Consider the following 10,490-nt stretch of genomic DNA (forward strand, 5'->3'; position numbering starts at 1 on the left):
TTATTATTTTCTTAACAAGGGTTTTATTTGTTATCTGGCTTTCAAACTCTTGATTTGTCAAGGTTCAGGTCGCGTTCTGAGATTTTAGCTGGTTTGTTTTTGGCGTTAGCTTTTGGCGTTTCGCTTGAACCGCTCTCTTTACCGCGCATTTACCAATATAAGCAATTCCTCAAGGAATGTCAATACCCAAAACAAAAGTTTTTTTCAGTCTCTCGATTCCTTTTGGGATAAGACTTTCGGCGATTTAACCCCCCCAAATTTCCCCAAATTTCCTAAAATTTCTCAAAAAATATTTTTGGCTCATCGGCTTAAATCTAGATACAGCAAGCTTTATAAGCATTAAATATTTTTTTCCTTCTCTAGGCAACTTTTTTTTGAGTGGAACAGTAAAGCTTTGGGAGTAGAACTTAATCTGTCATCATAGAAATAATTGTTTATGGTCAAGACTTACGATGCTGCCTTCTTGGATTGTTTTAGATCCCTTGCTAAAAAGTTGGTTATTAGAGGATATTGGTAGAGGCGATCGCACAACACAAGGTATTTTTCCTCAACCCGTAGAACAAGGAAAAGCACAATGGATAACCAAAGAAACGGGAGTCATAGCGGGATTACCCATAGCTGCAAGAGTTTTCCAGTTATTAGACAATGAGGTTAACTTCATTCCCACTGTCACAGAAGGTGAAAAATGCCAACCTAAAACAATCATTGCGGAGATTGAAGGTTCAATGAATGCTCTGTTAACAGGAGAACGAGTAGCTTTAAACATGGCGATGCGTTTAAGTGGAATAGCCACCGCAACCCGTCAGTATATAGAAATCATTGCAGATTTACCGACACAATTGGTGGATACTCGTAAAACCACCCCAGGATTAAGACTACTTGAAAAATATGCTACTCAAATTGGTGGTGCAGTCAATCACCGTATGGGTTTAGACGATGCAGTTATGATTAAAGATAATCATATACAAGCAGCAGGAGGAATTGGCGAAGCGATTACCCGTATCCGAAAAACTATTCCTTATCCTTTGACAATAGAAGTAGAAACAACTTGCCTAAAAGAAATTCAAGAGGCTCTTAAATGGAATGCTGATATTATTATGCTGGATAATATGCCAATAGAAGAAATGAAAATAGCAGTACAATTTATCCGAAAACAAAATAGTAAAGTAAAAATTGAAGCTTCAGGAAATATAACACTAAACACTATAAAAACTGTAGGACAAACAGGCGTAGACTATATATCAAGCAGTGCGCCCATCACTCGTTCTACTTGGCTAGATTTGAGTATGAGAATGATTTAAGTTCAGTGTTTTAATAAAACTAATTTTAACCAAGCAATCAAGCAAATTGCAAACTAATAAATTTTCTGAAAGATAGTTTGAAAATTATATTATATATCCAATTGTTATTATATTTTAAAGAAAAAAAGCTAAAAGGGTTGTTGTCAACAGCAATAATCTCTTTAAAATGCCACCCGTTGAAAAACGGAGCAAAAATAATCTTCAAAATTTTAGCGGATTTTAAGACTTGACTATTCTTCTAGAATACTACAATAGAAGAAACGAATAAGTAGAATTACTAGAGGACAAATACTTATGGTCAATAGTAAGTATAGTAATGCAGCTTCTTTATCGGAGCGCGAGTTAGAAATTTTAGACTTGGTTGCTTATGGCTTAACAAATCATGATATTGCCGAACGACTAGAAATCAGCAAGAGAACAGTAGATAATCACATTAGCAATATTCTCACGAAAACCAATACCGATAATCGAGTGGAATTGGTCAGATGGGCTTTACAATGCGGTAAAGTCTGTATTGATAATGTTAACTGCTGTACACTGCCAGTAAATCCACAACAGCCATTCGATGAGTCTCTTCATTAAATTGTGTACAATCAGACGCTTGATGAGGGTTATCTTAAGTTTGATGGGATTGTCGAGTTGTAGTGAAGCTAATTTTATCACGCCACCTGTTCAAGATTTGGTCGGTGGCCTTAATACAGCAACAACAGAACAATATGCTAACTTTTCTTATGATGGTCATTATTTAGTTTTTGCGTCTGATCGTCAATCACAACGAACGATTTATCTTTACGATTTTCAGCAACGCCGTTTATTACCCTTACCTGGATTAAATCAATCTGGAGTTTTACAAGATCAACCCGCTATCAGTGCTGATGGTCGTTATATCGTTTATGTTTCTGAACTAACTGGAAAACCCGATATTTTTATTTACGATCGCCAAACTTTTCAAACTGAAAACATCACTAAAAATATTTTAGGAGAGAAGAGACATCCTACTATTAGTGGTAATGGTCGTTTTGTTGCGTTTGAAAGTAATCGTTTTGGTCAATGGAATATTGAAGTGTATGATCGAGGAGCTAATATTCCTCTATCTTTGCCTCAAGGACAGCCTTTAGCATTACCTAAAAAAGAACAAAAATAAATGACTTAACTCGTTCAAAACTTAAAATAACTGCCAATCTTTAGCCCTTAAGCGTTTGAGAATTGCGAGTCGGTGCGTTAAATAAGAATGATCCAGCCGACTATAGTCATATAATTGAGTATTACTCAAATGAATTGACCAAGACCAGATATAAGCTGTTTGAGTCAAAGCTTGTAGTAAATGAAATTCTTGATCGGTTAAAGGTTCGATCGCTTCGTAACCAGAAAGAAAAGCATCTCTAACGGTGCGACATAAACCCGTTTGTAGAGAAACTTGTAAAAATTTACCCACATCAAAAGCACGCCAACCATAACCACATTGATCAAAATCAAAAAGAGTAATTTGGTGATTATGAGTAAAGTGAACATTACCACTGTGAGGATCACCCCAACAAATACCCCAATAGGGAGATGTTTTTGGTAAAGATTGAAGTTGTTCTTGGATATCAGCGATCGCACCGAGTAGAAATTGTAAATCTTGCTGTCGATGAAGCAAAAAAGGCGCGATAATTTGTAGAGAATCTTCCAGTAAATATTTTAGATCAAGAGGTTGACGATAGGCTAAAGGCTTAAAATTCCGAGAGACTTGATGTAATTGAGCCACAGTAGAGCCGAGTAAACGACTTTGATGAGAGTTTAGATCCCCAAGAGCTACTGCTCCTGCTGCATAAGGAAATAAAGAAACATATCTCATTCCTTCTGGGGCTTTAATTTCAACAACTAGATTATTATCTCTTGTTCTTTGGGGTGCAGCGACAGGAATTTTAGCTTGTTTAAGATATTCTAGCAATTCTAATTCAAAATCAATTTCACTTTTAGTGCGCCAATGATGATGAGAAACCCTAACGATGTAAACGGTTGAAAGCGTTTCTAGTAGATAAACATCACTTAAACCACGATGCCATAGTTGACAGTCTTTAGGAATATCGATATCGTAGTGAGTAAAAATGAGGGAACTAATGCCAACAGGTGCGATCGTTGAATATATTACAGGAAGATTGGATAAAATCATCTCAGAAGATGGCTGCGTACTTATTTGAGATTCTTTTGTTAATGATTCTTCTGTCAATTGCCAAGATGAAATCTTTGTGTTTTTTAAATTGGTGTCTTTTAAAAACCTAGTCAAGATGCTGCCCCTCCTTTTGTAACAATGAAAGATAGTAACAAGAGTTCTTAATGGGTTATAGTGTTCTGCTCATAAATTATTGTATTTTCAGGAACTTTAAACCGTCATAATAGTCCCCATCTTAATTAACTATGATAAATTGAGGTTCTTCTCAGTATCTTTAGCTACAATCACCAAGATTTGTCGTAACTTGTAATATTAAATTTTTTTAAGAAAATGGATTAAAATAATTAAATAACTAACGAATCTAAAACATTAGCCTAAGACAGTTTTAATTTAATGAATAGACGTTAAGTCCAGTCTACTAATTTAATAATAAAATGTATCATATTTAGTTTATTCGGCTAGATTGTTATTTTTTGTCATTTTTGGGGAACTTTAAGACTAGCAAGACTTGATGGGAGCAATTTGCCTCGTAGTGACATAAATCACCTCTAAAGTGCCATTAATCAGTTATGGTCGTTTATAAAGAGAAGTCTGGAAAGACAATCACTGTTATCTAGCATCTAAGCGTCTATGAATCCCGTTTTAATCAACAAACAGTTTGGACAATGTGTATTGGTAACACTACATGAGTTATTGCGTCAACCCCTCGTGTCCTAATCCGAAAAATCCTGATCAGGCTGTAACGTGTCAAGCGTGTGGCTCGTCACTTCTACTGCGCGATCGCTATCAAATTCTTGGCATACTTGGTAAAGGAGGATTTGGGGCTACTTTTGCCACCCAAGATTTATCCTTACCAGGGAAACCCTTATGTGTCGTTAAACAGCTACGACCATCAACAGACGATCCCAATGTTTTTCGGATGGCGAAAGAATTATTTGAGCGAGAAGCAGAAACCTTGGGCAGAGTTGGCAATCATCCGCAAGTCCCTCGATTATTAGATTACTTTGAAGATCAACAACAGTTCTATCTAGTTCAAGAATATATCAAAGGACATAATTTGCATCAAGAGGTTAAAAAACGTGGTCCCTTTAGTGAAGCAGGGGTTAAACAATTTTTGAGCGAATTATTACCAATTATTAACTATATTCATGAACAAAAAGTTATTCACCGAGACATTAAACCAGCAAACTTGATTCGCCGTCAAACCGATCGCAAATTAGTCATAATCGACTTTGGAGCCGTTAAAAACCAAGTTAACTCAATCGTAGCCTCTAAAACATCGGCACAGACTGCATTTACAGCCTTTGCCGTAGGAACACAAGGCTTTGCGCCCCCAGAACAAATGGCAATGCGGCCAGTGTACGCAAGCGATATTTACGCCCTTGGGATCACTTGTATTTATCTCTTGACAGCGAGATCACCAAAAGATTTAGAAGTCGATCAAAATACGGGCGAGTTATTGTGGGAAAACTGGGTCAGTGTGAGTTCTCCATTTGCTAAAGTTTTAAAAACGATGCTCGAAGTATCAGTTCGCCATCGTTATAAATCAGCTTCGGAAGTGCTACATGCTTTAGACATGACAGCCTATTCAGATAGTTTGCAACAAAGCATGATTACCATGCCCACCCCACAGGACAAACGCTCTGATGAAACCTTTTCTAGTAATTTAAATTCGCAAATTTCAACCGCTTTTTCTCCTAACACAAGAGATAAAACCTCTCCACCTCGTGGCATCAATTCAAGCCCTTTATATCCAATAAATAGCCCTACTCCTAATGGAGGAATGGCTTATCAAATGGTTCAGAACAATTCTAAAGTCAAGCCCAATAAGGAGCGAATGACCGACATAACCCTAATGAAAAAAAAGGGAAAACTTGATGCTAGAGGAATTATTGAGGGATATGAAAAAGGCATTAGAGATTTTGCTCAAGAAGAATTAAATGGGCTGAATCTGCCTAAAGCCAGACTTCCTGGGATCAATTTTTATCAATCTAAATTAACGGGAGCGAATTTTCAAGATGCAGATTTATCTCATGCAGATTTCGGACGAACAAATTTAAGTCAAGCTATTTTAAAAAACACAAATTTGAGTCAAGCGTATTTAAGTTATGCTAATTTAGAACGAGCCGATCTTAGAGGAGCGGATCTTACGGGAGCGCATTTAAAATATGCTAACTTAAAAGGTGCAAATCTTTGTGGTACAAATCTTTGTGATGCACAAGTTACACCAGAGCAATTAGCCTTAGCTAAAACCAATTGGTTAACGGTAATGCCCACAGGTAAACGAGGGTTTTGGTAATTATCTAATCATTTGCTTCGGCTAATTCGATGACCCGTTCTTCAAAATCTTTGACTAAAAAATTTAGGGGTTTATTACGACGAATTTTATATTTTAATCGTCTAGCTTGCACTCGTAATAAAATTGTTTCAAGACAAGCATGATCAAAGCAAACATGACGATGACGATTGTTATGTCCGAAATTTGCACCCGTAACAATATGAATTTGAGTATTTTTTTTCAATTGATACCATAAGCCATCTGTACTATTAAACTCAGTTCTTGGCTTAAGTTTGGGTGAGGCATAATTAGATAAATAAATTGGGTCAACCCCTGGTGTTCCTAAACTTTGCTCATAATTATAGTAATAATGAAGCGGAACCTCAGCAACAGGTAAATCGAGTAATCCTTCATAAAAGTCTTTAGCTGCTGTGAGATCCGACACCATAATCGTATGTACTTTCGGTGCGCTCGTCAAAAACATCCACATAGCGATCGCATAAGCACCTAACAGCATCACCATAATGCCTTGAGTAGACAATAGGCTATCGACTGGCAAAAACGAACCAAAGAAAAAGAAATTAACAAGTAAGTCTGGCATCATCATACTAATAACGTCAACTAGAGTCATTAGTGTTACAAAAAAAAATAACGGCTAAGTTCATCTATTTTGCCACACATTAACGGCTAGTTGCTACTTCAACATATTAGATCATTGTTTTTGTTCGATATGAAACTATAGAAATAGATAATTTGTCCCATTCGTTGCCAAATTTCAGTTATTTACTTGAAGATGAGGGGATATTATGATGGCTTTTCAGGGAATACTAAGACAAGAGCAACCTTTTTCTAAGGTTGATTCTATTTTGTGAGAGTCCAAATTTGGGCTATTCATGGTTAACTCGTAGATCTACCCCGAAGTGAAGTGGCTTATGCTTGTCTGTCCCCAATGCCAGTACGATAATCCTAATAATAATCAATCTTGTCAAAGATGTGCTACATCTTTAACTCATAAAATCTGTCATGAATGCGGTTCAGAAGTTCCGTTTGATGCCGAAAATTGTCCAGAATGTTTGACTTTTACAGGTAGTGTTTGGACGGCTATTATTGCTGAACCCTTACACTTGATCAATTACAAAATGGAAATTCAAACATTACAACAAGAGGTTGATTTATCCTCAGATTTAATCAATAAAGTAATTGCCGCCACTACAACAGAAGACTATTTAGATTCTTCTCGAAGATATCGTTTAATGCCAATTAATGATCAAACCATTGTCATCGACTCAACAACCCATCGATATATTCAACGTAAAATCGTTGACTGTCAACCGTTACAAAAATCTGTTTTAAAAATTCTTTTAGAACAACATACCGAGCTAGAGGAAGAACACAATAATCTTTCTTGGCTACCCGATTTAGCATTTCCTTACGTGAAATTGTATGATTTTTCGCCGGCTGTACCAGAAATTCAAGACGCATGGCAAGAAGACTTTAAAGAGGTTTTAATTTTACCCGATCGCTCCGAATGGCAATTGTTATTAGATTTATGGTCACATCAATCATTACCCATTTTACAGATTGTGTACTGGTTTGATGAAATGGCTAAACTCTGGAAATCTTTAACAGAAGTTGGTTATGCTCAAAGTCTGCTGGTTGAATCTAATTTACGCGTTGATGAAGATCAAACATTTGGTTTAGAAAGACTGTATCATGATCCTGCTGATAGTGAGCTAACACTCAAAGATTTAGCTCAATGTTGGCAAAATTTAATTAATCGATCGTTGGAGGCACCTTCTCCATTTTTAACAACGGTTTTAGAAAAAGTGCTTGAAGGAGAAATTACTACTATTACCGATCTACGGCTGCAACTGCAAGAAATCGCCGATGAACAACAAATCCATTCATTATCTTACATAGCAGATGATTTAGAAGAAGAGGATTTTAGTTCTCCTAAATTTATTCCAGAAAAAGCGATTAATGAAGAAATAGCCTCTTTAAATCAAGGAACTGATTATTTAACCACCAGTCCCCAAGAGCATTCATTAATTGATCATAGCGATGAATGTTCAACCGCAGTGATTCCAATGCAAATGTTGAGTTTGACTGATGCGGGATATACCGATAATGGACGACAACGCCGTCACAATGAAGATTGTTTTGGGATAGATAGTCAGGTTAAAAAACAGCAAAGTAATAGAGGGCAAAGAACGCAAGCACGTGGCTTATATATTGTTTGTGATGGGATGGGAGGCCATGCCGCCGGAGAGGTGGCGAGTGCGATGGCTGTTCTTACCCTACAGCGATATTTTGCCGATTGTTGGGGCCAAGAATTACCCGATCAAGAAACCTTGACAAAAGGTGTTTTTTGTGCTAATCAGGCGATTTATAAAGTTAATCAAGAGAAAGCTAGTCAGGGAAGTGGTCGTATGGGAACGACTCTAGTCATGGCTTTAATCCAAAATACTCGAATGGCGATCGCTCATGTTGGCGATAGTCGTATTTATCGCATTTCTCGAAAATGGGGACTAGAACAGTTAAGCGTCGATCATGAGGTGGGACAACGGGCGATTCAAGAGGGTGTTGAGCCAAAGATAGCTTATGCGCGTTCGGATGCTTATCAGCTAACTCAAGCTTTAGGACCTCATGACGACTACTATCTTAAACCCGATATCCAGTTTTTCGATATTGTCGAAGATAATTTATTTTTATTGTGTTCTGATGGTTTGTCCGATCATCAATTCATTGAAACTCACTGGCAATCTCATTTATCTCCTTTAATTAGTTCTCAATTTAATTTAGAGGAAGGATTATATAAGTTAATTGCTTTAGCCAATCAGAAAAATGGACATGATAATATTACTGCTATTTTGATTAGAGTCAAAGTTCAACCCAATGTAGAACAATCTATCTGGTAGCCATCAAAATATTAAGACAAAAGATAATATCTTTGCATTGAAATCCGATTAGTCCTCATCCCATGCTTCAACAACTAAAATGTCATTAACTTGATCATTCATCGTAAACCCAAAATCTAATAATTCTTGTTTCCAGTAAGGCCATTCATCTCCGTAGAGTAAGGCAAGCTTCCAAATATTATCAGAAGATTTGATTACCTTAGATCCAACGAGTGAGGCGGCTTTTCGCTGAAACTTCACCATAGGGTGAGCGACTTGTTTGGTCATAGCCTCAATTTGCTGATGCTTAATTAGTTTTACTAAAACTTAACTTCTTTTTGTTGATGCTTGCTTTTGAATGGTCTTTAGGTTAACCCATGTTGGCGAACTTAAAAAATACAAAAGAAGCATTGTTTATTATATGTACATCAACTTCAAAGGTTTTAGCAAGGCCTTTTGGCAAAAAGTACGGTAATTACTACTATTGCCGAGTAAATTCTGAGGCGACAATCATTGAACCAATCCCTTTATCTGTAAATATTTCCAGTAATAGAGAATGGGGTAAACGACCATCAATAATATGCGCTGCTTTAACACCTTGAGCGAGCGATCGCACACAACATCCAACTTTTGGAATCATTCCACCGGAGACAATTCCTCGACTAATTAATTCTCTAGCTTGTTGAATGTCTAACTTATTATACAAAGTGGACGGGTCTTTATAGTTTTCTAATATCCCAGATGTATCTGTCAAAAGTATTAATTTTTCTGCACTCAAGGCGGCAGCAATTTCACCCGCGACAGTATCAGCATTAATATTATAAGCTTGTCCTGTTTCATCAGCCGCTACACTAGAAATCACTGGAATATAGCCACTATTCACCAAAGAGTTGATTAAACGTGCATCTACTGTAGCCACCTCGCCAACAAAACCGATATCTTCAGCCCCTAGATTTCTTGCTGTAATTAAGTTAGCATCTTTGCCACACAATCCGACAGCTTGACCGCCCGCATGGTTAATAAGAGCGACTAATTCTTTATTGACTCGTCCGACTAAAACCATTTCTACAACATCCATCGTTGCAGCATCCGTCACGCGCAGACCGTTTTTGAATTGTGCTTCGATCCCTAGTTTATTCAACCAACTATTAATTTCTGGCCCACCTCCATGAACAACAATGGGACGAACCCCCACACAGGCTAAAAATACAATATCTCTGATGACAGTATCTTTAAGATTACTATCTTTCATCGCTGCGCCGCCATATTTAACGACAACCGTACGACCTGCGAATTGTTGGATATAGGGTAAAGCTTCACTCAGGATACGGACACGCTCTGCATCTGAATCTATATTAATATTTGCTTTTTCTTCGTTAATCATTGGGTTTGGTCTTCTACAAAAATTATTAAGTTATTAGTTTAACTGAATAGGGTTTTAGAAAAACTGTTCATTTTGAACTGATCGCGGGTACAATCTCTCAAGATTGCTTATTTTGGAGTTATTCGTTAAATTATTTTCTTGACATTTTGCTTTTTTTGTGGTACTGCGGAGGATGATGAAGTTCAAAATAATATTTTGTTCTTTTTTAGAAATTTAGCGGGGTTCGTTTGTAGACTTGCTCAACGTATTTCATTAAGATTTTTTGCGTTAAACCATTTAAGTTACGATCCAATTAAGGTAAGGTTGTGTGAAGTGAAGAAAATTGACACTCCCGCCGTCAAGCTTGCGCTATGACGGAGGATTCTTGGTTCAATGAGGTGCCTTGCCCAGACAGGATTGCTCCAGCCAAAGTAGAGGACTCCTCTCCCCAAGCGTTTTGGCTATCGAGTAGCCAAGTTCCGCAGTGTCCCGACGT

The 10,490-nt window shown here is 37.2% G+C and carries 9 protein-coding genes; 5 read left to right on the forward strand and 4 right to left on the reverse strand.

Annotation, left to right across the window (positions count from 1 at the left end; genetic code table 11):
• The first annotated feature begins 452 nt into the window (after positions 1-452).
• The 3 genes from nadC (at position 453) to C7H19_RS24180 (ending at position 2,445) form a co-directional block, all read left to right on the forward strand.
• Positions 453-1,301: a carboxylating nicotinate-nucleotide diphosphorylase gene (gene nadC, locus C7H19_RS24170; protein WP_106459469.1), complete on the forward strand. Its 849-nt coding sequence runs from the start codon at positions 453-455 to the stop codon at positions 1,299-1,301.
• Between the two features lie 294 nt (positions 1,302-1,595).
• Positions 1,596-1,883 (forward strand): photosynthetic electron transport-dependent transcriptional regulator PedR, encoded by a 288-nt coding sequence (gene pedR, locus C7H19_RS24175; RefSeq protein ID WP_106459470.1) that lies wholly within the window; start codon positions 1,596-1,598, stop codon positions 1,881-1,883.
• 22 nt (positions 1,884-1,905) lie between these two features.
• The gene (locus tag C7H19_RS24180) at positions 1,906-2,445 is read left to right on the forward strand and encodes a TolB family protein (protein WP_245927764.1); all 540 of its coding nucleotides are present in this window, start codon (positions 1,906-1,908) and stop codon (positions 2,443-2,445) included.
• A gap of 21 nt (positions 2,446-2,466) precedes the next feature.
• Here C7H19_RS24180 and C7H19_RS24185 read toward each other — a convergent pair whose 3' ends face one another.
• A complete protein-coding gene (locus C7H19_RS24185) occupies positions 2,467-3,456 on the reverse strand; it encodes a phosphotransferase (protein WP_106459476.1) in 990 nt (329 codons plus the stop codon).
• Positions 3,457-4,141: 685 nt separating this feature from the next.
• Between C7H19_RS24185 and C7H19_RS24190 the strand changes: the two genes are divergently transcribed.
• On the forward strand, positions 4,142-5,755 hold the full coding sequence (locus tag C7H19_RS24190; RefSeq protein WP_106459472.1) for a serine/threonine-protein kinase: 1,614 nt from the start codon (positions 4,142-4,144) through the stop codon (positions 5,753-5,755).
• 4 nt (positions 5,756-5,759) lie between these two features.
• Here C7H19_RS24190 and C7H19_RS24195 read toward each other — a convergent pair whose 3' ends face one another.
• Positions 5,760-6,338, reverse strand: coding sequence for a VOC family protein (locus C7H19_RS24195; RefSeq protein WP_181280735.1), 579 nt, complete (start codon positions 6,336-6,338; stop codon positions 5,760-5,762).
• 328 nt (positions 6,339-6,666) lie between these two features.
• Here C7H19_RS24195 and C7H19_RS24200 point away from each other — a divergent pair, with 328 nt between their 5' ends.
• Complete coding sequence (locus tag C7H19_RS24200; RefSeq protein ID WP_106459473.1) at positions 6,667-8,652, forward strand: serine/threonine phosphatase; 1,986 nt, start codon at positions 6,667-6,669, stop codon at positions 8,650-8,652.
• 48 nt (positions 8,653-8,700) lie between these two features.
• Here the strand turns inward: C7H19_RS24200 and C7H19_RS24205 are convergent, their stop codons facing one another.
• A complete protein-coding gene (locus C7H19_RS24205; protein WP_106459474.1) occupies positions 8,701-8,919 on the reverse strand; it encodes a DUF4327 family protein in 219 nt (72 codons plus the stop codon).
• Between the two features lie 193 nt (positions 8,920-9,112).
• Positions 9,113-10,015 (reverse strand): acetylglutamate kinase, encoded by a 903-nt coding sequence (gene argB / locus C7H19_RS24210; RefSeq protein ID WP_106459475.1) that lies wholly within the window; start codon positions 10,013-10,015, stop codon positions 9,113-9,115.
• Positions 10,016-10,490 lie beyond the last annotated feature (475 nt).

Origin of the sequence: Aphanothece hegewaldii CCALA 016, from assembly GCF_003007785.1 — a bacterium.
Classification (GTDB): Bacteria; Cyanobacteriota; Cyanobacteriia; order Cyanobacteriales; family Microcystaceae; genus Chroococcus; species Chroococcus hegewaldii.